Raw genomic sequence first — 25548 nt, 5'->3', positions numbered from 1 at the left:
CGAGAAAAATCTAAAAAGTATTATTCGCAATCTTTAAACAATTACTAATATAATTTTATTAATATTTGTCCTTATTCAAATAGTCTTTATGTGTTCGAATGTTCAATAAATGTTTACGACAATTATCACACATTTTATTGGTTACGCAAATAGTCCAACTACCTGGATCACTATTAAATTTCAAAAAAAGATCAGCATCTTTTGAACCAGGATAAAATGTTTTAAAGTAGCCTTTCAAAAACTCAAACTCTTCTTTGCTCAAAAAGTCATAATAATTAAGTGCAACACTCAACCCTTTTTCGTCAAGCGAAATACCCAACTGCTCAAACTTTTCCTTCAGCTTTGGATCATTTTCAATCAAAGTTAAAAAGCCCTCTTCAGTCATTTCTTTGCAAACTTCCTGTGTTTCTGACATATTATTTTTTTAAATTAATATAGTGTAAGATAGTACAAACTATCAAATCCCCTTCGGAATCGCATCAATGAGTTTTTGTGTATAATCAGATTTCGGATTGGCATAAATAGCATCTGCTTCGCCCATTTCTTCAATTTTTCCAGCGTTCATGACCACTAATTGATCCGAAATATACTTGACAACCGCCAAATCGTGTGAGATAAAAATATAAGTAAAACCGAAATTATCTTTCAACTCGTTGAGTAAATTCAACACCTGTGCCTGTACCGAAATATCCAAAGCTGACACCGATTCGTCACAAATAATCAATTTGGGCTGTAAAGCAATCGTTCTAGCAATACCAATACGTTGTCGTTGTCCGCCCGAAAACTCATGCGGATAGCGTCCATAATACGAAGCATCCAAACCAACGCGATTGAGCAATTCGAGGACTTTCTCTTTGCGTTCAGCGTCGTTTGCATACAATCCATGTACTTTCATCGGCTCCAAAATCGCATTTCCAACAGGAATACGCGGATTCAACGACGCAAACGGATCCTGAAAAATAATCTGTATCTCTTTGCGCAAACTTCGGATGTCCCTTTTTGACAATTTGGTTACATCTTGTCCTTTATAAAAAATTTCGCCTTCGGTAGCTTTGTGTAGTTGTAAAATGGTATTTCCTAAGGTCGATTTCCCGCAACCCGATTCGCCCACCAAACCTAGTGTTTCGCCTTCGTATAAAGAAAAGCTCACGTCGTTGACGGCTTTCACTTCCGTAGATGCGCCAAAAATGCCTGCTTTGCTAAAAAAGGATTTGGAAACGTTTTTTACCTCCAATAAGGGCGCTTTCGCGTAAATGGTTTCGTGGTGATGTTTTCGCGCTTCCGCAGAAACGACTTCGTTGGAAACCGTACTTGCCAATACATCTTGAATGGTAGGCAACTTTTTCAATCGTACCTCTAAAGAAGGTTTTGATTGCAACAAGGCTTTGGTGTACTCGTGTTTTGGATGTGTAAACAAAGAACGTGTTTCGCCTGTTTCCACAATATCACCTTTGTACATCACTACAATTCTATCGGCAATTTCACTAACCAATGACAAATCGTGTGAAATGAAAATAATGCCCATTTCGGTTTCTTGTTGCAGCGCTTTCAAGAGCAAAATAATTTCCTTTTGAACGGTCACATCCAATGCAGTAGTTGGTTCGTCAGCGATGAGCAGCTTCGGTTTGCAGGCAATTGCCATGGCAATCATCACACGTTGTTTTTGTCCGCCACTCAACTGATGTGGATAGGAGCGATACATTTGCGCGACTCTAGGCAATTTTACTTTTTCAAATAATGCTAAAACAGTTGCTTTTACTTCTTTTTTGGTGCAGATTTGATGCTGTAATAGTACTTCTGCCACCTGTTTTCCACAGGTCATGGACGGATTTAACGAACTCATCGGTTCTTGAAAAATCATAGAAATTTCATTCCCGCGAATGCGTTGAAAGGCTGCATTAGAAAGTGTGACCAAGTTCTGATTGTCATAAACAATTTCGCCAGAAATCGTAACGTTTTTTTTGGGTAATAACCCTAAAATAGCCAAAGAAGAAACAGATTTTCCACTGCCCGATTCCCCTACAATTCCCAAAATTTCATTCGAAGAAACACTATAGGAAATTCCATGAATGACTTCATCGTCTTTAAACGCAATGCTGAGGTGTTGGATGTTTACTAAAGGCTGCATTACTCAAAAGTAACGAAATTGAAGTTCAGTCAAAAATTAACTCGTAAAATAGTCTGAAAAAAACAATTATATCGCTATTTATTCATAAAAAAAGTAAGGTTAAAACATACTATATATGTATAAAAAACATGCTTTGTAAGAATTTCTTAAAAAATTATGTAATTCATCGAAAAAACAAACATGTTTATAAAATATTCACAAAAAATTAACATTTTTAGCGCCTATTAATGAAAATAAGTCAAAAACAATCACCAATAATGCAGCTCATTAAGCAAAAAATACACCTGATTGTGAATGCATTAGGAAGGCTTATGACATTAAAATAAATTAACCTTAATTAACCAAAACAAAACATGAAAAACAAGTACCTTTCATTAGGGCTTTTAGCCTTTGGTATGTTCTTCGCGCAAACTTCATTTGGACAAACAGATGCTGAAAAGCAAAAAATTGTGAGTCAGTATGATTTGCAAACGCTAGGAACATTAGAAAACAAATTTTCTACAGAACAACAGCAAGAAAAGCAACGCGCTATTGAACTTGCAAGACAAAACGGCTGGGAAATTAGAACCACGCTTCCAGACGGAACACTCATCGAATTACAAAAGGTAACCGCAGACGGACAGCCAGTGTATTACCGAACATTCAACGTAGATGCTGCACGCTCAACACGAACAGACCATTTAAATTCAGGCGGCTCACTAGGATTGAACCTTATGGGACAAAACATGACTGCCTATGTTTGGGATGGTGGAGTTGCTAGAGCTACACATCAAGAATATGATGGACCAGGTGGAACCAATCGATTTTCCACAGGAGATTCGGGAGCGTTAAATTACCATTCAGCACACGTTACAGGAACCATTATGGCATCGGGTGTAGTGCCTGCTGCAAAAGGAATGGCACCACATGCAAGTGCTGTGGGTTATGACTGGAATAGTGACAAAGCAGAAGCAACTTCGGCAGCTTCTAGCGGAATGCTGGTTTCCAATCACTCGTATGGTTTTAGAGGCGATTTGGTTCCAGATTACTATTTTGGAGGCTATATCGATGAATCAAGAGATTGGGATGAAATTCTTTTCAATGCGCCAAATTATTTAATGGTCGTTGCGGCTGGAAATGATGGAAATCAGAACGGTTACAACGGAAGTCCGCTAGGAGGAAACAGCTCGTATGACAAATTAACGGGACATTCTACCGCAAAAAACAACTTAGTAGTTGCCAATGCGCAAGATGCTACTATTGATGGAAGTGGAAATTTAGTTTCCGTATCTATCAACAGTAGTAGTAGTGAAGGACCAACAGATGATTATCGAATCAAACCAGATATTACAGGAAACGGAACAGGTGTGTATTCAACGTATCAAAATAGTGATACAGCGTATAACTCCATTACAGGAACGTCAATGGCTTCGCCAAACGTAGCAGGTTCGGTATTACTATTACAACAACATTACAACAATACCAATGGTTCGTTTGCAAGAGCAGCAACTATCAAAGGAATTGTATTACATACGGCTGATGATGCAGGCTCCAATGGGCCAGATGCTATATTTGGTTGGGGATTGATGAACTCAAAACGTGCTGCGGAAGCAATTTCTAACGACGGAAACGAATCTAGAATTGAGCAATTAACATTAACATCCGGACAATCATACACAATCACAGTTGATTCTGATGGTGTAAGTCCTTTATTAGCTTCAATTTCTTGGACAGATCGTGCAGGAACAGCAACAACAGCGACAAACTCTTCAACGCCAGTATTGGTGAACGATTTAGATATTAGAGTTACACAAGGTGGAACAACATACAGTCCGTGGAGATTAACAGGCGTAACAACAAACGGAACAGGAGACAACGTAGTGGATCCGTATGAAAGAGTAGACGTTTCTGGAGCTTCTGGAACATATACCATCACAGTAACTCACAAAGGTTCTTTAGTGGGCGGAAGTCAAGACTTCTCATTAATCGTAACAGGATTAACAGGAACACCTGTAGTTTGTAACGCAACTACACCAACAGGAGTAACAACTTCAGGAGTTACAGATGCTGAAGCAACAGTTTCTTGGACAGCAGTTCCAGGTGCTACGTACGATGTACGTTACCGTCAAGTAGGAACGAGTACGTGGACCACAAATGCTGTTTCTGGAACATCTACAACATTGACAGGATTATCAGCAACAACGCAATATGAAGTGCAAGTACGTAGTAAATGTACAAGTGGAAATTCTTCGTACAGTACTTCAGTTACCTTTACAACTACAGAATTTCAGTTAAATTACTGTGCTTCGAATGGAAACAGTGTGGCTGACGAATATATCAGCAGAGTACAGTTAGCAACCTTAGATAATAGCTCTGGAGCTGCGGCTGGCGGATATGCTGATTTTACTTCAGAATCTACCTCATTAACAAAAAATCAAGCATATACCATAACTGTAACACCAACGTGGACAGGAACAACCTACAGCGAAGGCTACAGCGTTTGGATTGATTACAACCAAGATGGAGATTTTACAGATGCAGGTGAGCAAGTGTGGACACAAGCAGCGACACAAACAACGCCAGTAAGCGGTTCATTTACAGTGCCAACTTCGGCAACTAGTGGCGCTACGCGTATGCGTGTTTCTATGAAATACAATGGCATTCCAACAGCGTGTGAATCGTTCTCTTATGGAGAAGTTGAAGATTACACCGTAAATATTAGCGCAGGCGTAGCAGATACGGTAGCGCCTGTAATTACGCTCAATGGTGCATCAACCATCAACCTTACTGTGGGCGATTCGTTTACCGATCCAGGTGCAACGGCATCTGACAATATTGATGGCGATTTAACAGCGAGTATTGTTGTAACAGGTTCTGTGAATACATCGGTTGCAGGAACGTACACGTTAAATTATAACGTAAGTGACGCCGCAGGAAATGCCGCAACACAGGTTTCAAGAACTGTAAATGTAGACCCAGCAAGTACAGGAGGTTGTACAGGTGGAATTTCATCATTCCCATACTCAGAAGGTTTTGAAAATACGTTAGGCGCATGGACGCAGTCTACTGCAGATGATATCAACTGGACGGTAGATGCTTCTGGAACACCATCTTCAGGAACAGGACCTTCAAGTGCCACACAAGGAACGTACTACATTTTTGTAGAAGCTTCTGGAAACGGAACAGGATATCCAAACAAACAAGCAATTTTAAACTCACCGTGTTTTGACTTGAGTGGAGAAACACAAGCTACTTTTGCGTTTAGCTATCATATGTATGGTGCTGCAGACATGGGAAGTATTTCTGTACAAGCAAGTGATGATAATGGAGCAACATGGTCAACACTTTGGAGTGAAACTGGAAACAAAGGTAACGCATGGCAAACAGCAAGCATAGACTTAGCTGCGTATGTCGGTGGAAGCGTTCAATTACGTTTCAACAGAATTACAGGAGCTACTTGGCAAGCAGATATCGCTATTGATGACGTAAGCTTGTCTACAGGTGGCGGAAGTGGTCCATCGTGTTCAAATGTTTCTTTATCAATTACGTTTGATAACTATCCTGAAGAAACGGCTTGGCAAATTACCAATAGTGGTGGAACAGTTGTTGCTTCTGGCGGAACGTATGGTTCACAACCAGATGGTTCAACGTTAAACATTGCCGTTGGATGTTTACCTGATGGATGCTATGACTTTACAATCACTGATACGTATGGTGATGGAATCTGCTGCTCGTACGGAAACGGTTCGTTTACGTTGACAAATAGTGATTCTGGAGCAACCTTAGCTTCTGGAGGTTCATTTACAACGTCTGATACTACAAACTTCTGTTTGACAGCGACAGCATCAACAGCTGCGAATAATTATGTAACTACAAGTGATGATGCATTCAATTCATCTACTTTTGAAGTGAACATTTATCCAAATCCTGTAAAAGGAGGAACGTTAAACGTAACTATTTCACAAGACAATGCAACGTACACCATTATGAATATGGTTGGACAGCAAGTAGCAAAAGGAAATATTGTTTCTGGCGCTATTGACGTTCAAAAATTACAAGCAGGTGTATATATGATTCAAATCAATGCTGGTACACAATCAGTAACTAAGAAATTTATTAAGCAATAAGTATATAAATTTAGAGTGCTTAAAAGCCCAAACCATTTTCGGTTTGGGCTTTTTTTGCTTTAGGAATTCGTTGTTAGGGAATTGGGATTGGTAAAAATCTGAGAAAGTCTAAAAAACCAAACCAGAGTAATCCAAAACTCTTTATAAATTAAAAAAGCGAACCGAAGTTCGCTCTAAGAGTTGTTGACTTTAACAATTACCTGGAAACCATGCTGATATATCTCCACTTGGAGCATCATCAATAGGACACCAATCACAATTAGAATACTCAATTGAATACGTAGTTACGCTCGTGGTAGTTGGAGCCAATCCACCAGTAAGCATGTTTTCAAATCTAATGATAGACTTTTTGTTTAGCTTCAACGATTTTAAATTTCTTTTTTTCATAATAGTACGTTTTGATTTACAGTTCAAAGCAAGTGATTTGATTTGAAGTAAAAAAGAAAAGGCATTGACCGTTTATAATCCATCAATATATAGCTAAAACTAAAGTCCTGGTTGATTGCAATTACACGTGTGATACTCCGTTGGCGGCGGTGCTTTAACCGTTCCACCATTGGTGGCGCAGTCTGTAAAATTTTGAGAAATGCAATCCACAACTTCCGTTGGACATGCTAAAACAATGGTTATGAGACTAGGATTTGTTTCTACTTCCGTTTCTGTTTCTATCGTATTGGTGCCGCCTATCTTTTTGTATAACAGTTGCAAGTTTGAAATTTTGCGTTTGAGCAATACCAAGTTTTTTAGTTTTTTTTTCTTCATAATTGTAGCGTTTTATGGTTTTAAAATTAAAAAAACAAACAGAAGCAAAGTATAGTTTTTTTAATGATTTACGCTTTTTATATTACTAAAACCCTGGAGGATTACAATTACACGTATTATATTCCGTTGGCGGCGGCGATTTTTGTGTTCCTCCATTGGTGCCGCAATCTCCATAACACTCTGTTTGTAAACAAGTTTCTCCTTCTGCTGTAGGACAGGGAATTTGTAACGAAACAAATCCATGATTGGTGTCCGTTTGTGAATCGGATGTTTCTTGTCCACCAAATTTTTGGTAGAGCAAAGAAAGATTAGAAACACTGTGTTTAGACAATACGAGGCTTTTTAGCTTTTTTTTCTTCATAACGTTTAGTATTAGGGATTTATATAGTATAAAACAATACTCTTGTAAGGAGAAATAAAAACAAAGCTATTGACGGTTTATGAATTCTCAACAACCTAACGATTCTTTCTTAGTTTTTTTAAGTATTGTGATGGATAAATTCCTGTTTGTGCCTTAAACGCTTTCGAAAATGTTTCTTGTCGTTTGAACCCAAATTCTTCTGCAATTGCCTTAATGGTATATGATTGTAATGTTTTATCATTCTTCAATCGGATCAATGAGTTATTAATGCGTAACTCGGTAATATAGGCTGTAAATGTTTTTTTCTTATACTTGTTAATCACTTTCGATAAATAGGAAGTATTTGTTTCTAGTTTTTCTGCCATAAATCCCAAGCTACACTCAGTACTTAAATAGGATTCTCTTTTCTCAAACGCATCAATCTTTTCTAAAATGACAGCTGCTTTCGCATCAGTTACTTTTTCTTTTTTAGGAACTGCCTTTTCTGATGTTTCTTCTTTTTCAAGAGCAGTTACTTTTTCTAATAATTTGTCAAACTTCTGTTTGATAATACGCCCTTTTCTTTTGTAATAGATACTACTTATAATGAGCAAAACCAATAACAAAAGTGCTACAATTGAAATCACTCTTTTTGAGTTGGTTTCGTCAGCTAAACTAGCTTTAATTTCTCGTATTTCACTTTGTACAGAAACAAGATCAACCAACTCATGGGTTTCGTTGTTGATTTTCAAATCTTCTGCACTTTGCTTTTTTTCTAATTCGACATATTTTTTAAAGTGAAATAAGTTTTTTTCAGCGTTCCCTACTTTGTTATATAACAAAGCTAAAAACTCATGCAATTCTTTTTCGTTCACATCTACAGTAGAGGAACTATTGATAGCTTGTAATACTTCTTCTAAAAAAGCAATAGCTTCTTCGTAATTTTTAAGCTTGTAGGAACTTTTACCAAGATAAAATAGCGCAGTAAGGTGCAGACTTTTCTTTTCATCATCCTTCGTTAAAGTAGCTATTTGTTTTGCTAATTTTATACATTCACCATACACCTCTTTTTGGTAATAAATAATCGCTTTGTTCATTAACATGGGATGATGCAACAATTCCATATTCAAGCGAGACGAAAGCTTCAATCCTTGTTCATTATAATAACTTGCATCGTCCGTTTTTTGTAGCCATAAATACGTATCAGCAATGTTCATAAGTGCAATAGCTTTATATACATTGTTGTTTTGGCTTTCTTCGAGTGTTTCCAACTTTTGCAACACTGTTTTGTACATGTTGATGGCTTCTTGGAAGTCTTTGTGAATTTTTTTTATATATGCAATGTTTGTCAGTACAGAAATTTCATATTCTGGATTGTTAATTTCTTCAGCATATTCTTGTGCTTTTACATATGCTTTAAGTGCTTTTGAGTCTTCTCCTAATTCAGAAAGAATGTGTCCGTGTAAGAGCGCAACATTATACAAAAGAACAATATCGGTACTGTCAGTACTATTTGCCAAAGCCAATTCAATAGGTTGCAATGCATCTGAGTTTGCTCCCATATTATAATAACAATTCGCAATGTAGTAGTATGCTTTTGTTATATGTGTATGATTATTACTTGTGAGTGCTATCTCTTTTGCCTTAATGGCGTATGACAATGCTTGGGAAGTGTTTGTATACAACATTTTTTTGTAGGATGCCTCTAAGCTTTCAAAAGTTGAATTTTTTAAAGAGTCATTTTGTGCATTCATACACGTAAAAACAATCAAAAAGAAAAAAAGTAAAAGTTGTTTCATAAACAAGAGGTTTCTATAGAAAACGAGCTAGCGTCAAAAAAGTTGTATATAGATTTGTACACAAATATTGAACTTCATTTCGCTAACCAAAAAGGTTCAAAAACCCAATGACACTAAACCTGCAATACTTCATCATCTTCCAACAACGGTTCATTGCGCAATCTGAGTAAAATCTGCGCGACAGCGATGACATCTTTTTCACAGTAATTGATAATTCGGTCAATATCGCCTTCTTCGTAATAAACATTTCGTACTTGACTTCCATCAATATCATCTTTTGGCGAAGGAATTCCCAACACTTTAGTCATCAAACGCAGCGAAGTATAGTGTTTATAATCGCCAAATTTCCAGAGTTCCATGGTGTCTAAATGCGGAATTTCCCAAGGTTTTTTACCAAATAAATTCAATTTGAACGGTAGCGGAATTCGATTGATAATCATGCGTCGAGCAATGAATGGAAAGTCAAATTCCTTTCCGTTGTGCGCGCAGAGTAGTTGTTGCGGGCGGTTAAAATGTGTTTCCAGCAAGGCTTTAAATTCGCGAAGCAGTTTTTCTTCTTCTCCGTGAAACGAAGTCGTTCTAAACTGTCGAACATCACCTTTATTCGCAAAATAACCGACAGAAACACAGATGATTTTTCCAAATTCTGCCCAAATTCCGGCACGCTCATAAAATTCTTCTGCGGTAAATTCGTCTTTGCGTTGATACGTTGTTTTTTGTTCCCAAAGTAGTTTTTCTTCCGCATCCAAATCGTCATAATACGGATATTCAGGAACTGTTTCTATGTCTAGAAACAATACATTTTCTAAATTAATTTTATGTAACATACGTCTATATTTAGTACGTTCGTGAGGAAAAATGAGGTACTAGTTAGACTTTGCTTGTTTTCGCTTTTTCAGTTTTTCTTTGTAAAAAGACTTTTCAGCAATATAAAGTGTTTTGATGACTTCTGCAAAAACTTGTGTATTCGCATTGGTCAAATAGGTAGTTTTTTCAATAGTCATTTCATGCGTTTCCGCGATTTGTTTTTTGATGGTTTCAATTTCACCCTCCGAAAAGAGAAACTCACAATACAAATGCTCTTTTGCAGGACGTTTGTAATTGATGGTTGCCGCTTTATCCCAAACCACATAGTCTTCACCTAAAATTTGCACCAATTGAATCATGTAAATCGGATCGGTTGCCGCAAACATGCTTCCGCCAAAAATAGCGCCGACATAGTTTTTGTTTTTATAACTAATCGGAACTTTAATTTTAACACGTTTTAAATCGTCCGAAATCTCCACAACTCTAGCAGTGGTTCGGCGATACATGGGCGACAGATTGAATCCGTATTTAAAAATTGTCGCAGTAGACATGAATTTTTTCAGGAAATTGGTAGCGGTTCTGTACATGGTGTATATGTTGTAAAGACAGTTATTTTGTAAGAATAGCAACAATTCGTAAAGGTGCGCCGCTTCCTCCTTTAATTTTCATCGGTAACGCAATAATTTCAAATCCGCTATTGGGCAATTGGTCTAAATTGGTCAAATTTTCAAAGGCTGGAATGTTTTTTTCTAATAAAATTACGTGACTTTTAAAATAGGTTGATTGTCCGTAATCAATACTCGGTGTGTCTATTCCAATCGCGTTGATGTTGCGTTGTTGAACCAGCCATTCAGCAGCTTCGGGAGACAATCCTGGGAAATGTAGCTTTTCAATGGCTACATCACCGCGTTCGTCAGTTCCCATGTATTTTACTTTGTTGGGATAGTATTTTGCAAAACCAGTTTGCAATAGTACAATGCTTCCATCTGGGATTTTTGAATGTTCCTTTTCCCAAGCTTTTAAATCGTCAACAGTAATAAGATAATCTGGATTTGGAAGCGCATTAGCTGAAACGTCAATTTTGATAGCAGCTCCCATCAATTTTTCAAGCGGAATTTCGTCTACAGATTGTCCTTTTTCAGCAAAATGAATTGGCGCATCAATATGTGTTCCGCCATGTTCTGCCGTACTGAAATTATTAGCAGCATAGAAAAAACCTTTGTCTGTTTTCCCCATAAAAACCGTATCCAAATCAAATTCTTTTGCCGTTACCCAATACACAGTTTCCTCAGAATAGGAGTGAGAAAGGTCAATGATAACTTTTTCAGACATTTCCGCTTTTTGAGATGTATTGGTATCTTTTTCGCCACAAGCAATTAGCAAAAAAGATGCTATTAAAGTCAGTTGGTATATTTTTTTCATGGTGATACGTTTTTGGTTTTTATAATGGTTAAAACAACGACTGCTGTTTTACAGGGTTTTCATGATTTAATAACCACTTTTTGCGCCACAATCCGCCCGCATAGCCTGTTAATGAACCGTCGCTTCCGATGACTCGATGACACGGAATGACAATCCACAGTGGATTTTTCCCATTAGCAGCAGCAACCGCACGAATGGCTTTGACATCGCCTAGTTTTTTAGAAAGGTCTAAATACGAACAGGTTTTTCCGTAGGGAATGTTGCGTAATTCGCTCCACACTTTTTGTTGAAATTCGGTTCCTTTTGGTGCTAACGGTACGTCGAATTCGGTTCGTTTTCCATTAAAATATTCTTCTAATTGTGCGATACAATTTTTTAAAACGACTGGAATTGCATCCGAATTGTCAATTTCAAATTCTTCATTCAGCACAGAAATTTCTTGAATTCCTACATTGTCAGAAACAACTTTAGCAATTCCTAAGGGAGTTTGAATATGTGCTGTATGTACATTCATCGAAGTTAAAACAGCTTTTTATCGATAAAGCGTATAAAATTAAGGTTAAAGCGTATTTTTTTTATACATTCGTATTCTCGTTTGTACAGCAATGAGCCACATGTTTGTAGCTGTTATATGAGAAAAAAATGAAAGTTGTTAGTAGTTGGTAATTTGTGTATAATTTACCAATGACAAATATGCCCAGTCGATTTATTCTTCTGGGTTATTTTTTTCTATAATTCCTAACTTTTTAGCACGTTTTTCCCAGCTTTTACGAGCCAATTGTTGCAAATCGGCAACGTTGTCACTCTCGTCCATAATTTCCAAACCTAATAAGGTTTCAATGACATCCTCTTGACTCACCAATCCGCTCACAGATCCATATTCATCTACAACCAACGCAATATGCTCGCGGTGTTCAATGAGTTTTTCAAACAATTCTGGAATTGGTAAATTTCTATCTGTAACTAGCAATTCTCTTTTGATAGATGCCAAAGGTTCTTGCCCTTTTCCTTCAATAATAGCTTCCATCAAATTATCTTTCAAAATATACCCCGTAATATCATCGGTTTGCGCGCCGTGAATTGGAATACGAGAAAATTTTAAATCGGGATTTTCATCGTAAAACTGCTGAATGGTTTTTTCTGCGGAATCAATTTTTAATACCGAACGCGGCGTCATGACATCTTTTACCAAAATATCTTTAAAGCCTAACAAATTTCGAATTACTTTACTTTCCGATTCGTGAAAAACACCTTTGTCCGTAGCAATTTGTGTCATCGCGCTAAAATCTTCGCGACTCAACACGCTGGCACCATGACCTTTGCTTCCAATGATTTTGGTAAACAACTGTAAAACCCACAATATACCTGTGTATTTTAAAACTAATACCATAATATCCAACGTTCTGGTTGTAAAATTGGCAAGTTGTTTCCAGTACATCGCGCCAATCGTTTTTGGAATGATTTCAGAAGCCACCAAAATTAAAATCGTCATAATTACCGAAATGATAAATACACCGTAACTGTCTTCATCACCATACAGTTTTTTGGCTTCTGTTCCTACCATGATGGCGCCAACAGTATGTGCAATGGTATTGAGTGTTAAAATAGCAATTAACGGTTTGTCTACATCTTGCTTTAACGCTTTTAAATTATCGGCATACGGTTTTCCTTCTTTACTTTTAATATTGACAAACGTTGGTGTTACGCTTAACAATACAGCTTCCAAAATGGAGCATAAAAAAGAAAAGAAAATAGAAATTATTGCGTAGAGTACTAATAGTGTCATGATGATTTAAAAATTGTATATGGCGAATTTAGCTAATATTTTGCTCAATTTTTGAGATATGTCTTCGGAATCTGAAAAGTTTTTGTCTTTTCACTGTTTTTCTGATTCAGAACGCTTTTTTTGATAGGAATAAGGAATTGACGCTTTATAAAAAACGTGCTATTCCTTTATAAAGCATCAATAACGATGCTTTTTTTACGCGACTTCACACACTAAGTTTGTTCCGAACAATAAAACATTTAAATTATGAAAAACAATATTTTTAAACAATCATTTGCGCAAAAATGCCTAATGATGTTTCTAGTTGTATTAGCATTTAGCCTTGCTACGCATACAGCAATGGCGCAAGAAGTGAAAGAATCGCAAAACACAAGAATTGAAGGTGATAATATTGAAATCACGCTAGAACTATTTAATCAAATAAAAGATTGGCAAAATAAGAGAGATAATCAACTTCCTTTAGATGAGTTCCTAGCTACACAAGACATTTCACCAGAAATGCAGCCAAAAGTTGCCATACTTTTAAAACAATTGCGCGGTGGTTCAAGAGATACCGATTGTAATTGTGCGGTACTTACGGTAAATTCCTCGTATGATGTAGCGGCAAATTATTCCAATCAATTTTCACCACCAGAAAACCAAAGCGGACTGACTACATGGTATGCAGAATCTATTGCAGGAGCCGCAACAAGTCAACGATTAAAGTTAAACTCTCCAACCACCAACAATGAATATGAATATGAAAAGTCGGTAAGTGGTGATGAAACATCCTCAAATAGTTATGCACGTATGTCATTTAATTACATCTGCACTAACGGAAGTTTGCTACCAGAAGATTGTGGCTGTGGAAAAACCATAGATTTACGCGCAAATTATTATGGTGATTCATGGGTAGCAACTTCTGCAACAGGCGGTTGGGGAACGCATTCGAGTTTTGCCGCTGTAGAAGATGACGTTGCTTTATTTGCTGTTGATCAATACCAAACAGATACACAAATTACGGTACTAGCAGGTGGACAGTTTCAATTGTCAAGAGCACAAGATGATACTTGGAATCCTGAATTTTGGATGAATACAATTGATTTAGCATCTTCCATTGTGGGAATTGTTGTAGCTATAAATACTGGTGCTCCAATTAACTGGGGTACTTCCGTTACGCAAGTTGGCTCGCAAATTGTCAATGTTTTTCAAACGCCAATTGATATACATTATCAAGAAGAAGAAGATGGTTCAGAATCAGGAAGTTTTTCTATGGATTATATCGGAGCGGTTACTTTGGAACCAAATCATATTGTCACGGTATCTATGATTTCTAAAGGTTATATTTATGGAAAAGGGAAAGGAAAGTTTGTTAGTGACTCAGAGCATAGAAGTGCTTACTTACTATCAGCAGTATTGCCGTTTAATAATTCAAATCCTGAATGCTGTATGGAACAATATGGGAAATGGGTTTCTGGAGCGTTAGGACTTCCTGGTTCAACAGCATTGCTAAATACTATAGGAGCACACCAAACGCTTTATGCGCCATGGGACAACTTATCAGACACCAATGGTGATGGCAATGTAAATATCAACACAAATATTGGTTTTGCGTATCGTACAGAAGAGTGTAAAGTATGTGGAATTGATGTAGTTACAGGTCTTGCTGTAGATGCAACAGACTTAAATATTGGATCTAATACGCGACCAGTAGATTTTTCATGGAATGGGCAAGCAGGTGTAGATTATTACCAAATTAAGGTTTATAGCAACACAGGAGTTTTATTGTACACTTACAATACTGCGGATACAAACTATACAGCAAATTTAGTACCTGGAGAGTATAGTTTTTCAGTAACAGCCATTTGTAATAATGGAGAATCTACCGTTTCAGGAACGCATCCATTTACAGTACCGCCTTTAGTAATAAGAGATGATATACGTTTTAGAATGTCTCCAAACCCTGGAAAGTCAAATATTGAAATTATAATTGAAGACTACGAAGAATTCAAAACAGTATCGGTTCAAATTACAGATGTGCGTGGTATTACATATCACAAATCACCAATTACAGACGGTGTGCATAACGTAAATATTCAAAAGTGGAATACGGGAATTTATTTCTGTAAAATTACCACAGATGGCAACCGAACTACCGTAAAGCAATTGGTAAAAGAATAGTTGGTTTTAGTTTTAACGATGGAGAAAGGGAGTCTGTGGCAACGCAGGCTCTCTTTTGATATATTACCAACCACGATATCTCGGTGGCTTGATATCATTTAAGTTTAAATAAACGATGAGTTGTCCTCTGTGATGTGTAACATGGTCTTGCAACAGATTTAAAATCTGCAATTTGGTTTTAGGACCAGCGAAAAATTCTACAATTTCTTTTAAATCACGTTCCTTCGCGGTTTTTACAATCGTTGCTGTTTGCTCAAAAGAAGTTTTTAATGCAGCAATGATATCAGCTTTCGTCTTCGGTGTTTTTTCTTTTGTTTTCTTTTTTTCGGTGGAAAAATAAGTGCTACTCAACCAATCCATATTTTGTTTGATGTGTAAGAGTTGCTCACGAAACGTTTTTTGACGCTCCGTAGGTTTGTAATCGTATTTGTCTTCTGGCATCAATTCTGCTATTTCAACTAAATAATTTTTAGAGTTTTCCCATTTCTCTAAAAATGCAGAAATTGGTGTGTCTTGTGCGTTAGCAACTGAAAGCGTTGTAACAAAAAGTAAGAGCGTATATATTTTCATAAAAATTATTGTGTGTATTGTAAAATATTTTGAATGTCAGCATTGGTTATTTCTGGTGGAATAAGGCACTTGCGTTCTTTTGAGTTAAAAATTTCCGTAAATGATGCGCGCCTTACACTTAGGAATGAATCTATACTGATTTCTTTTTCTTCTTCATAGCGAGCTTTTACAGAGCGCAATGGCGGTCCAGTAGATTGAGCATCTAATTTATGGCAAGCAGCACATTTTATTTTAAATAACGCTTCTCCTTGTTTTTGCGCTTCCGTAAGATGTTCTTCTAAAAATGTGTAGCCACAGATTAAAATCGGCTGAGTTTTAGTTATTTTTTCTGATTCTTTTACACTCAGGATAAATACTATAGCCATTCCAGCTGCAATCAAAAAAACAAATATGGAAACGGCGGCTTTCATCAAAATTATTTAGATAACAATTGCATCACATCTTTCGCAAAATAACTTGCAATCATATCTGCACCTGCGCGCTTAAACGCCATAATCGACTCCATCATCACTTGATCGTGATTGAGCCAACCTTTTGCCGCAGCAGCTTTCAACATGGCATATTCGCCACTTACTTGATACACCGCAACAGGGACATCAAATTCGTTTTTTACTTCTCTAACAATGTCTAAATACGGCATGCCAGGTTTTACCATCACAATATCTGCGCCTTCGTCAATGTCCATTTCGGTTTCGCGCAAGGCTTCAAAACGATTGGCAGGATCCATTTGATAGGTTTTTTTATCACCAAATCCAGGTGCAGAATCCAGCGCATCGCGGAACGGACCGTAAAATGCAGACGCGTATTTGGCGCTGTAACTCATAATGCCAACATCAGTAAAGTTTTCGTCTTCCAAGGCTTCACGAATACTCAAAATACGTCCGTCCATCATATCACTTGGTGCCACAAAATCGGCTCCGGCTTCTGCATGCGAAATGCTCATTTCGGCTAATACTTCCACCGTATCATCATTGATAATTTTTCCATCTTCCACAATTCCATCATGACCAAAAGAAGAATACGGATCGAGTGCTACATCCGTCATCACAATCATATCTGGACAGGTATTTTTAATGGTTTTAATAGCACGTTGCATCAAACCATCAGGGTTTAAGGCTTCTGTTCCTTTGTTATCTTTTAAATTGTCAGGTACTTTTACAAACAATAAGACAGAGCGCAATCCTAAACTCCACAACAATTTCAATTCGTCAACCAACGTGTCTAAACTATGTCGGTAATAATTGGGCATGGACGGAATTTCTTCCTTAACACCTTTGCCTTCTACCACAAAAAGCGGCACTAAAAAATCGTTGGCTGTAATTATATTTTCTCTTACCAAACCGCGAATGGCAGCATTGGCACGTAAACGTCTGTTGCGTCGAAGTGGGAACATATATTGTCTTTTTGAAAAGTTGTACAAAGATAGGAAATATTCAAGCGAAAGCTTGTATTAAAAAAAGTGAAAGCTTTCTTAATAGTTTTTGATTTTATGCGATAAATAGGTACTTTCAAAAGATATTATAAACCGATGATGAAAAATACGTATTTAAAAATCAACAAACCGTGTAGTGAACGGTGGGAAAACATGACACCGAATGAACACGGAAGCTTTTGTGATGTTTGTGCCAAAAACGTCATTGATTTTACCAAGTTGAGTCAAGCAGAAATTACGGAGAAAGTCCAAAACTCAAAAGGACAAATTTGTGCACGCTTGACCAAAACGCAATTAGAAACACCTTTATTAGCGTTTGAAGCGCAAAAAACATTCAAAATACCGTATTCCAATGTTGCCGCGAGTATTTTATTGGCTTCTACATTGGCGGTTTCTACAGTACAAGCACAGCAAACGGAGAAAACAGCGACAGAATTCGTTCAACATAGCAATACATTGTCTTCTAAATCAAACTTTAAGCGAAAGCAATCCAAACCTGCAACCAAACCGAGTGGTTTTGTAACGTTTACAGGAACTGTGTTATCAGACAAAGAAGAAACGCCTATTGAAAATGCTAAAATTACGTTGATAACACTTCAAAAAGCAATTACAGTATATAGCTCAGAAAGGGGTGCTTTTTCTATGAAAATTCCAACAGCGTTGCTAGATGATGCCAACGTGATTAGAATATCGTATGATGAAGTAAACTTTAAGAAAAGAAAACAGTTTAAGTTGTTTGATACTGAAAATTATGTGTTGAATCGTGAAGAAATTTCAACGAATTTTACCGTAAAAGCGACTGAATCAATGCTAATTATGGGAGGTATAGGTCACTATGCGAAAACCAATGATCCGTTGGTGGTTTTAAATGGTAAAGAAATGTCTTTTAAACAATTACAAAAAACGGCTGAAACTCTCTTGGAAAATAAGGAGGTTTATTATTTTGAATCTGACTTCGCTACTGCAATTTATGGCAAAGAAATACAGCGCGAATTATATATTATTCTAGATAAGCCTACGAAATAAAATTAAAAACCCACGTGTAAATCACCATCATTCCCAACACAATGCCGCCAACGAGCATGATGTCTGTGGTAAACAGCATTCCTAAGAAACCGACGCACAACATGGTAATTCCGTAGAAAAGTCCAATCATTCGTCCGTTTTTGGAGTTTCGCAAAAAGGAACCTGGCAACGGCAATAATGCACAAAAACAGGTAAATCCCCAAAGCATATACAACGGATTGTGGAGTGCGAAGAACAAAATGACACCTACAATTCCCGCTAAGGTCAATCCGCCAAATGCGTAACCACTGTATTTTTCATTGTCGGTTAATAGATATTTTCCGTACGAATCGCCCAATAAAATAGTGTTGGATAATGATTCCATAATCCAGCCGCCGAGTACGAAAACTAAATATACAATGATAAGCGGAATGACTAAAAAGGTCAAGTCGGATGCTTCTAACACTTTTACGCCCAAACGATACGCCACATACAATCCGATGATAAAAATCCATTGATTGCGCGAGGATTGTTTGCTCATCCAAAAGGCATATTGAAGATACCATTTGTACAATACATTTTTCGATTTAATCGCGGTTGCCATACCTTCGCGTGCGTATTGCATGTTCGGATTGAGTTGTAGTGCTTGTTTGAAATGATGTAAGGCTTTTTTAGTATCGCCATTTTCCAATGAAACCCAACCAACGTTGGCATGAGCGTAATCATCCTCCGCATTGTCAAATAAAATATGTTCTACGGTTTGATTGGCTTCTTCTTTACGATTTAATTTCGTTAGTAGTCGCGCACGAATGTTTAAACAAGCCGCATTTTTCGGATCGAGTTGCAATCCTTCGTTCACAAAATATAAGGCTTCTTCAAATTTCTTTTTATCCATCAACAACGCACCTTTAAACCCAAAATAATCAGCTTGATACGGATCGAGTTCAATACTTTTATTCACCAACGCAATAGCGTCTTGGAGTTTGTCCAATCGAGAAGCTATTTGTGCTTTTAGAAAGAATAAATTGCCTTCATTAGGTGTTTCGCTGAGCAATTCGTCAATAATTTGAGAAGATTTGGTATAATCGCTCACATTAAAATAGCTCAACGCCAAATAGTATTTGCTTGGATAGTTGTACACACTTTCCGCAACAGCTTCACTCAAGTAAGTTATGGCTTCTTGAAAACGTCCCAATTCGAACAGTTGTACACCGCGTAGATGATTTTTTGACTCCATCATTTTTTTATGTTTAAATACGCTAAAATATCATCGTACAATCCGCTGTCATTGGCATACAAGGCATAATTTTTTGAGGAAATAAACCATTCTTTGGTACTCGGTTTTATCTTTTTGATGGCTTTTAAAATATCTTTGGTACTGAGTGGTTTTGGAATGCCATCTTTGAAAGAAGCTTCTAATTTGGTTTCCACCGCCACATCAATGGCTGCTTGAATATCGGCTCCTGAAAATTCTTTGGCAGCTTTTGCCAACGCCATATAATCGATGGTTTCCGTCGGTTTTTCTTGAAGATGAATGTTAAAAATAGCTGCTTTGGCTTCCACATCGGGAGGCGATACAAAGATGATTCTGTCAAAACGTCCTGGACGGCGAAATGCAGGATCCAAATGCCACGGCGCGTTGGTTGCGCCTAACACTAAGATTCCATCGTTATCTGCGTCAATTCCGTCCAATTCTGCTAAAAACTGATTGATAACGCTTCTTCCCGAAGTTTTATTGACATCATTCCGATTCGCGCCAAGCGCATCTATTTCATCAATAAAAATGACACACGGTGTATTGTTTCGAGCTGTTTCAAAGATTTCGTGCAGGTTTTTCTCCGAGTTTCCAATCCACATGTCCAAAATATCGTTGATACCAACACTGATAAAATTCGCGTTGATTTCGCCTGCTGTGGCACGTGCAATGTGTGTTTTTCCGCAACCTGGCGGACCGTACAAAAGAATGCCACCACCAATTTTTTTGCCGTACGCTTTGTACAAATCGCGGTGTTCTAAAGGTTTGATGATTTTTAAATCGATTTCCTTTTTGATGTCTTCCATGCCGCCAATACTGGCAAAATTGGTCGTTGGTTTTTTGAGGAACGACAAACCGTCTTCGTCGATAAAATCAGGTTCACGAGTTGTATTTACTTTTAATACATTGTCAAAATCCTCGTTTTCGTAGCTGGAATCAAGTTCCAACAATTCTTTATAGGTTTCTTGCGCATCGCTGTAATTTTCTTGGTTGATTTGACAATAACACAGCAATTCCAAGTACTTTTTATCGGTTTTCTTTTTGATGATTTCTTCAAGCAATACTTCTGCGGCGGTTAATTTTTGCTGTTTGTAAAAGCAGTTTGCCAGTTCGTATTTGGCTTCTACATGATGGTTGTCTAAATCGATGATTTCAATCAATTGTTGTTCCGCTTCGGCGAAACTTCCTTGTTGCATATAGAGTTTGGCAATTTGAAGTTTGAGCGGAATATTATTGGGAGAAAATTGGAGTGCTTCTAATAAACTTTCTAACATTCGTTTCTTTTTTTGTTGAAGATAGCATTTTTATTGATATCCAATGTCTTCACTGAGTGCGATTAGAATTTAACCTTTCCTGTTACGGTAATTTTTCCTTTGCTTATGGGGGCAGGTAGTATTATTAGAAAAATTGTGGGGCTTTCAATAATTGACCTTCGAACATCTTTTAATTAAACCTATTAATTATAATCATTTTTAGATAAATTAATTTATCAAGTGAAAATATAAGAAGCTTAATATTCAAGGTCAGAAATTAGCTTGATGTACTCAGCTATTCCATGCATGTCAGGGAAAATAGTCAAAGCATTAATATTTGATATTTGTAAAAACTCATTCAAACTTCCTTTAATTTCCTTTGGGATAATAATTTTTCTAACTACATCTGGACATTGAATATCTAAAGGATCATTAACCTCACCATGTATAGTAAACCTTCCTTTTTGTGCATATATTCTGTCATTTCTGAAATGAGGTCCAATAGCAATAGGCGTAGCAGCGCTGAAAGGTTTCTTTTCCCAATATATTGATTGATACTTAAAATCTTTATCGTCCGAAAGTATTTTAATATTAGATTGTCCACTTTTACTATTCAAGGCAATAGGGTCTAAAATATAAAAACATCCATCTTCATCATGATGAAATTGATTGGAAACAGCAAAGAAAATAGATACGCCAGGTGATTCACTCCAATCTAAAAGGCGTGTAGGTACTCCATAATGTTGCATATCAAATAAAGTTTCCCAATCGGTAGCATTTTTTCTAAAAATTTTTGCAGAGTAGTCTTTAAATCTTTGAAATAAAAATTGTTCACGGTCTACTCCATTTTTAAATCTTAGAAGAGATGGTTTTAGTTCAAATCTACTTGAACTATGACCACGATACCAAAGAGTTTCTGGATTTTCAAACTCACTTTTAATATTCTTTATCTCTTCAAAAAAATCGTACCATGTTCCCATATTTCTAGTCTATTGCTAAAACTTAAATTATAATATTGTAATTCTTTTTGTTTATAACAAATATAATTCAACTACGAATAAAAAGTAAATTTTCTTACTAAAAAGAAAATCTAATACTTTGATTACAAAAAAAAGTATTAGATTATTGATATCCAATGTCTTCACTAAGCGCGACTTTACTTTTGGCAAAATTTCCGGTTCCGAAGGCAATTTCACGTCCTTTTTCATCGACCAAAGTACTTTCTGCCACAAACAAATTGCGTGATTTGAATTTAACTTTTCCCGTTGCGGTAATTTTTCCTTTGCTAATTGGTCGCGTAATGTTGATATTGAACGAAGTCGTTAAGACAAACGCATCTTTTACTACCGAATTCACCGCAAAAAATGCTGCATCGTCCAACAATTTAAAATACACCGAACCGTGAATGGCGCCCAACGCATGAAAATATTTTGGATTAATCGTCATAGAAATGGTAGCGGTTTCGTCAGCAATGGTGATTTCGGTCGTGTGATAAATCTGCGTATTCATGTTGGCAGATAGATACATGCGTTCGAGTTTTCGGTATTGTTCCATGGTTTAAAAGTAGTAAATTTTTTGTGGGTGTGTTATTCTACAAGCTGAAGCATTCAACAAAAACATCGATTAAAAATACTGATTTTGCGGAAAGTACTTTATTCCTAAAAATAACACATAAGAAATAATATATGTTGTGCCAAAAAATACAACTAGAGCCATAAAACCTTCTGAAAATGTGTGCAAATTCGTAAATAATATTCCCAATTTATATAAAATGTAACCATAGATTAACACCTGTAATACAAAGGTGATTATGACATGATAAGTTTTAGGATTTTGAATTAGAAAAATTACAATGGGCGTTGTAATAGCAAAAATAACATTCATCAACAGCAACATCATGAGTATGATAAAAAACTCGTTATGAATTTTAGTCAACGAATTCCATGTAGCGATTGAGATTTCCGCATTGATGTTTTCAGAAAGATAGTCATACATATTTAACACCGCCGTTTTTGCAATGTGAAAGTTATCTATGAATGTATTATCAAGATTGATAAACACCATACAGACGAAAACTAAAATAATGGTTGTAATAATTGGAAGAATTCTAAACATAATTCTTGACGAAATGGGTTTTCCAAGATACATATCGTCTTCTATTTCACGATTTTCAAATTCGAGTTCATCTTTAGACATTCCAGCGATTCTGACGGAAGCATTTACTGGAAGATATCCTAAAATATATCGAATATTACTTCGTTTAAAATACATGAGATGCTTTCCGAAAATTTTTGTAGAAATTTCAAATGATTCCAATCGCATTCCGAATACCTTGGCATAAATGGAATATAGAATATTTGATAAGAATAGGTTGCAAATTACTGCAACCGCTACATACAAAACAGTTATATCTACACCCATGCTTTTGGTTTTTGCAATACGTCAATCAATTTGGCTTCGTGACTTCCCTTTTCAGGATGATGATTGTATTTCCATTGTACGGTTGGTGGTAAACTCATCAAAATACTTTCAATACGTCCGTTCGTTTTGAGTCCAAACAAGGTTCCTCTGTCGTGTACCAAGTTGAATTCTACATAACGTCCGCGGCGTACTTCTTGCCAATCTTTGTGCGCTTGTGTGTATTCCATATCTTTTCGGCGTTCTACAATTGGAACGTATGAGTTTAGAAAGCTGTTTCCGACTTCTGTGACGAAATTGTAACGGTCTTGCATGGTGAATTCGTCCGTTTCTTTTAAATAATCAAAGAACAATCCGCCCACGCCGCGCGCTTCGTTTCGGTGTGTATTCCAAAAATACTTGTCGCAAGTTTCTTTGTATGTTGGATAGAATTTAGGATGATGTTTATCGCAGGCTTCTTTGCAAACTGTATGAAAGTGAATGGCATCTTCTTCAAAGAGATAATACGGCGTTAAATCTTGTCCGCCACCAAACCATTGGGTCACAATAGTTCCCGTTTCGTCATACATTTCAAAATAGCGCCAATTGGCATGTACCGTAGGAATGAACGGATTTTTAGGATGCAATACCAAACTCAATCCACACGCAAAAAAATCACCTTGTTCTACTTTAAAATTTGTACGCAAGGCTTCTGGTAATTCGCCATGCACTGCAGAAATATTAACGCCACCTTTTTCAAAAATTGCTCCGTTTTCAATCACGCGTGTACGTCCTCCGCCGCCTTCGGGACGTTCCCATAAATCTTCTTGGAAGGTTGCTTTTCCGTCAATTTTTTCGAGTGTTGAGGTGATGGAATCTTGTAGTTGATGTATGTAGTTTAGGAATTGGTCTTTCATGTGTATAAATTAAAAATCAGCCCGACTTAGAAGCATCACAAAGATACTTTTTATATTACAAACGTATTCTATTGCTAAAAACAAAAACGTAATAGAAAACTACTTTTTTGTATGCAATTCTCGCAAGGTTGTGATAGTTGCTGCTACGACAGAAAGCGGCAGTACGATGAGAATTCCAACAACAGGAATCAACAGAATGAGCATAAATACAATTCCGTTTCCAATGGCGATTCCGCGATGCGCGCGTACGTATTCCACACTTCTTTTGTATGGAAAATAGCGTTCTAAGGTATAATCCATGTTTCCAAATCCGGCGTAGTAGGCTTGTACTAAGAAAATGAGCGCAAGAAATACAATCCCAATTACAGGAATAAAACTGAATACGAAAAACGGAATAATCCAAAGAATTTCAATTGCTGCATTGCGCACACCAATTTGAATTCCGCGGGCAAATGCTGAGGTTTGTGCTCTAAAACCTGTGCCTGATTTTTTTACAATTCCGTATATATGACGCTCTATTTTTTCAGAAATTGGACTCATAAATGGCGCCACAATTATCATCAATGCGTGTTTAAAAATGACCAATCCGAAGGCAAATACAATCAATCCACCAATAAAATTACTGATAGCCGTTGCTGTTTCTTTTCCCCATGAAAATGGCCAAACACTCGAAATGTAACCGCCAATATCATCCGAAAAACCCCAAGAAGCGAAGATGATAACGATTCCCAAAATAAAACTCACCACAATCGGAATTCTAAAGTACTTCCATAAGTTGAGTTCGTTCAGCAATCGGTAGGCTGAAAAATAGTCTTGAATTCCTTTTAGTATTTCGTTTATCATAATATGCGTTCAAAATGTAAAACGTCCATTACATTTCCGTGAAAATCTGTATGTTCGTTTTTAATGCGTTTGGTGAGTACAAAGTTATGCTTTTCTGCAATACGCAAGCTTCCTGGGTTGTCTTCTCCAATACGCACACAGGCAGATTGCAATTGCAGCGTTTCTTTTGCGTAGGTGATGAGTTGTGAAATTCCAGCGGAGATAATGCCTTTTCCTTCGTAATTCCCATCAACAAAATATGCCAATTCACAAGTTTTGGTTTGCCAATTTATTTTCTTGATAATGAGCAATCCAATAGGCAATTGTGTGATACTTTCAACAATTTTAAAGGTAAAATTTTCTTTGTTATTGGCTTCGCGAATTTTGGTTTGAATGTAATATTCCGTAGCTGTTAAAGAGCAATTTTGTTTTGCCGTGATAGGAAAGTATTGATGCAAGCGTGTAGCATTTGCTTGAATCAACTCAAAAAGAGGAATTTTGTCTGTGGATTCTAAAAGTGCTATGGAAAATGGTGTTTGCATTGTTGTAAATGTAGTATAAAATTAGAAGCCATAAAAAATCTGTTT

At 36.8% G+C, this 25548-nt stretch carries 25 protein-coding genes; 3 read left to right on the top strand and 22 right to left on the bottom strand.

The window, feature by feature from the left end:
- Positions 1-58 precede the first annotated feature (58 nt).
- Entirely contained in the window at positions 59-415 is a 357-nt protein-coding gene (locus tag C8N46_RS04025; RefSeq protein ID WP_108113553.1) for a hypothetical protein, read from the bottom strand.
- Between the two features lie 42 nt (positions 416-457).
- The gene (locus C8N46_RS04020; RefSeq protein ID WP_108113552.1) at positions 458-2128 is read right to left on the bottom strand and encodes an ABC transporter ATP-binding protein; all 1671 of its coding nucleotides are present in this window, start codon (positions 2126-2128) and stop codon (positions 458-460) included.
- Positions 2129-2481: 353 nt separating this feature from the next.
- On the opposite strand from C8N46_RS04020, the gene C8N46_RS04015 reads away from it, so the two are divergent.
- Positions 2482-6234, top strand: coding sequence for a S8 family serine peptidase (locus C8N46_RS04015; protein ID WP_108113551.1), 3753 nt, complete (start codon positions 2482-2484; stop codon positions 6232-6234).
- 189 nt (positions 6235-6423) lie between these two features.
- On the opposite strand, the gene C8N46_RS04010 is transcribed toward C8N46_RS04015, so the two are convergent.
- The 9 genes from C8N46_RS04010 to C8N46_RS03970 all read right to left on the bottom strand — a co-directional run bounded on the left by C8N46_RS04010 (position 6424) and on the right by C8N46_RS03970 (position 13150).
- Entirely contained in the window at positions 6424-6621 is a 198-nt protein-coding gene (locus C8N46_RS04010; RefSeq protein ID WP_108113550.1) for a hypothetical protein, read from the bottom strand.
- A 99-nt stretch (positions 6622-6720) separates the two neighbouring features.
- Positions 6721-6996 carry a hypothetical protein gene (locus tag C8N46_RS04005; protein WP_108113549.1) on the bottom strand — a complete coding sequence of 92 codons (276 nt, stop codon included), beginning with the start codon at positions 6994-6996 and terminating at the stop codon, positions 6721-6723.
- 85 nt (positions 6997-7081) lie between these two features.
- Positions 7082-7357, bottom strand: a complete 276-nt coding sequence (locus tag C8N46_RS04000; protein WP_108113548.1) for a hypothetical protein — start codon at positions 7355-7357, stop codon at positions 7082-7084.
- Between the two features lie 95 nt (positions 7358-7452).
- The gene (locus tag C8N46_RS03995) at positions 7453-9024 is read right to left on the bottom strand and encodes a helix-turn-helix domain-containing protein (RefSeq protein ID WP_158269073.1); all 1572 of its coding nucleotides are present in this window, start codon (positions 9022-9024) and stop codon (positions 7453-7455) included.
- A 224-nt stretch (positions 9025-9248) separates the two neighbouring features.
- Positions 9249-9962 carry a 3'-5' exonuclease gene (locus C8N46_RS03990; RefSeq protein ID WP_108113546.1) on the bottom strand — a complete coding sequence of 238 codons (714 nt, stop codon included), beginning with the start codon at positions 9960-9962 and terminating at the stop codon, positions 9249-9251.
- A 39-nt stretch (positions 9963-10001) separates the two neighbouring features.
- Positions 10002-10493, bottom strand: coding sequence for a PaaI family thioesterase (locus C8N46_RS03985; RefSeq protein ID WP_317046668.1), 492 nt, complete (start codon positions 10491-10493; stop codon positions 10002-10004).
- A 58-nt stretch (positions 10494-10551) separates the two neighbouring features.
- A complete protein-coding gene (locus C8N46_RS03980) occupies positions 10552-11364 on the bottom strand; it encodes a cyclase family protein (protein WP_108113544.1) in 813 nt (270 codons plus the stop codon).
- 28 nt (positions 11365-11392) lie between these two features.
- Positions 11393-11878 (bottom strand): methylated-DNA--[protein]-cysteine S-methyltransferase, encoded by a 486-nt coding sequence (locus C8N46_RS03975; protein WP_108113543.1) that lies wholly within the window; start codon positions 11876-11878, stop codon positions 11393-11395.
- A 192-nt stretch (positions 11879-12070) separates the two neighbouring features.
- The gene (locus tag C8N46_RS03970; protein WP_108113542.1) at positions 12071-13150 is read right to left on the bottom strand and encodes a CNNM domain-containing protein; all 1080 of its coding nucleotides are present in this window, start codon (positions 13148-13150) and stop codon (positions 12071-12073) included.
- Positions 13151-13396: 246 nt separating this feature from the next.
- Between C8N46_RS03970 and C8N46_RS03965 the strand changes: the two genes are divergently transcribed.
- On the top strand, positions 13397-15310 hold the full coding sequence (locus tag C8N46_RS03965) for a T9SS type A sorting domain-containing protein (RefSeq protein WP_108113541.1): 1914 nt from the start codon (positions 13397-13399) through the stop codon (positions 15308-15310).
- A 63-nt stretch (positions 15311-15373) separates the two neighbouring features.
- Here C8N46_RS03965 and C8N46_RS03960 read toward each other — a convergent pair whose 3' ends face one another.
- Genes C8N46_RS03960 through hemB form a run of 3 tightly spaced genes read right to left on the bottom strand, consistent with a single transcriptional unit; the run spans position 15374 to position 17273 of the window.
- Positions 15374-15880, bottom strand: a complete 507-nt coding sequence (locus C8N46_RS03960; protein WP_108113540.1) for a DinB family protein — start codon at positions 15878-15880, stop codon at positions 15374-15376.
- 5 nt (positions 15881-15885) lie between these two features.
- Positions 15886-16290: a c-type cytochrome gene (locus C8N46_RS03955; protein ID WP_146169722.1), complete on the bottom strand. Its 405-nt coding sequence runs from the start codon at positions 16288-16290 to the stop codon at positions 15886-15888.
- A 5-nt stretch (positions 16291-16295) separates the two neighbouring features.
- Entirely contained in the window at positions 16296-17273 is a 978-nt protein-coding gene (gene hemB, locus C8N46_RS03950) for a porphobilinogen synthase (RefSeq protein WP_108113538.1), read from the bottom strand.
- Between the two features lie 135 nt (positions 17274-17408).
- Here hemB and C8N46_RS03945 point away from each other — a divergent pair, with 135 nt between their 5' ends.
- On the top strand, positions 17409-18338 hold the full coding sequence (locus C8N46_RS03945) for a hypothetical protein (protein ID WP_146169721.1): 930 nt from the start codon (positions 17409-17411) through the stop codon (positions 18336-18338).
- Here C8N46_RS03945 and C8N46_RS03940 read toward each other — a convergent pair.
- The 8 genes from C8N46_RS03940 to C8N46_RS03905 form a co-directional block, all read right to left on the bottom strand.
- A complete protein-coding gene (locus C8N46_RS03940; protein ID WP_245896711.1) occupies positions 18328-19557 on the bottom strand; it encodes a tetratricopeptide repeat protein in 1230 nt (409 codons plus the stop codon). The genes C8N46_RS03945 and C8N46_RS03940 overlap by 11 nt on opposite strands.
- Positions 19554-20846 carry an ATP-binding protein gene (locus C8N46_RS03935; RefSeq protein WP_108113536.1) on the bottom strand — a complete coding sequence of 431 codons (1293 nt, stop codon included), beginning with the start codon at positions 20844-20846 and terminating at the stop codon, positions 19554-19556. Before C8N46_RS03935 ends, C8N46_RS03940 begins: the two co-directional genes overlap by 4 nt.
- A gap of 236 nt (positions 20847-21082) precedes the next feature.
- Complete coding sequence (locus C8N46_RS03930; RefSeq protein ID WP_108113535.1) at positions 21083-21805, bottom strand: FRG domain-containing protein; 723 nt, start codon at positions 21803-21805, stop codon at positions 21083-21085.
- A gap of 142 nt (positions 21806-21947) precedes the next feature.
- Positions 21948-22379, bottom strand: coding sequence for a PaaI family thioesterase (locus C8N46_RS03925; RefSeq protein WP_108113534.1), 432 nt, complete (start codon positions 22377-22379; stop codon positions 21948-21950).
- 69 nt (positions 22380-22448) lie between these two features.
- Entirely contained in the window at positions 22449-23246 is a 798-nt protein-coding gene (locus C8N46_RS03920; protein ID WP_108113533.1) for a hypothetical protein, read from the bottom strand.
- Positions 23237-24139: an oxygen-dependent coproporphyrinogen oxidase gene (gene hemF, locus C8N46_RS03915; RefSeq protein WP_108113532.1), complete on the bottom strand. Its 903-nt coding sequence runs from the start codon at positions 24137-24139 to the stop codon at positions 23237-23239. Before hemF ends, C8N46_RS03920 begins: the two co-directional genes overlap by 10 nt.
- 99 nt (positions 24140-24238) lie before the next feature.
- Positions 24239-24982: an EI24 domain-containing protein gene (locus tag C8N46_RS03910; protein ID WP_108113531.1), complete on the bottom strand. Its 744-nt coding sequence runs from the start codon at positions 24980-24982 to the stop codon at positions 24239-24241.
- Entirely contained in the window at positions 24979-25503 is a 525-nt protein-coding gene (locus C8N46_RS03905; protein WP_108113530.1) for a GNAT family N-acetyltransferase, read from the bottom strand. The genes C8N46_RS03910 and C8N46_RS03905 overlap by 4 nt, the downstream gene beginning before the upstream one ends.
- Between the last annotated feature and the right edge of the window lie 45 nt (positions 25504-25548).

The sequence above is a fragment of the Kordia periserrulae genome, from assembly GCF_003054265.1.
Classification (GTDB): Bacteria; Bacteroidota; Bacteroidia; order Flavobacteriales; family Flavobacteriaceae; genus Kordia; species Kordia periserrulae.
This window is presented reverse-complemented; position numbering and strand designations above follow the sequence as displayed.